2 pseudogenes are annotated in these 605 nt (G+C 76.9%); both read left to right on the top strand.

What is annotated here, in order from left to right:
• Window positions 1-225, top strand: a pseudogene (locus ACYVE9_RS30125) (SCO3242 family prenyltransferase); the annotation flags it as partial.
• Window positions 222-605 (top strand): annotated as a pseudogene (locus ACYVE9_RS30120) (sugar phosphate isomerase/epimerase); the annotation flags it as partial. The pseudogenes ACYVE9_RS30125 and ACYVE9_RS30120, both read left to right, overlap by 4 nt.

Genomic DNA, 605 nt, shown 5'->3' with positions numbered 1-605 from the left:
ACCGGCGCCGCGCTCTACGCCGTGAGCTGCCTGAGGCCGCTGGTCCACGCGACCCTCAACCCGTCGCCGCACTTCCTCCAGGCGGCCGTCGGCGGCGGCATCCGCGCCATGATCCCGCTCCAGTCGGCGCTGGCGGCCCGCGCCGGAGCCCCCCGCACCGCGCTGGCACTGCTCACCCTGCTCCCGCTCGCCCGGCGCCTCTCCAGAAAGGTCAGCCCCACATGACCGGCCGTCCCCCCACCGGCGGCCACGCCGCCGACGGCGGTCCGCCCACCGCCGCCCCCGCCCCACCCGGTGGCCTGCGCTTCGCCTACGGCACCAACGGCCTCACCGATCTCCGGCTCGACGACGCGCTCGCCCTGCTCGCCGACCTCGGCTACGAAGGTGTCAGCCTCACCCTCGACCACATGCACCTCGACCCGACCGCCGCCGACCTGCCCGCCCGCACCGCGCACGTCGCGGGCCGGCTCGACCACCACCGACTCGACGTCACCGTCGAGACCGGCGCCCGGTACGTGCTCGACCCCCGGCGCAAGCACCACCCCACCCTGCTTGACCCCGACCCGGACGCCCGCGCCGCCCGCACCGCGCTGCTGGACACCGCC

It is taken from the genome of Streptomyces sparsus (genome assembly GCF_054776295.1).
This window is presented reverse-complemented; position numbering and strand designations above follow the sequence as displayed.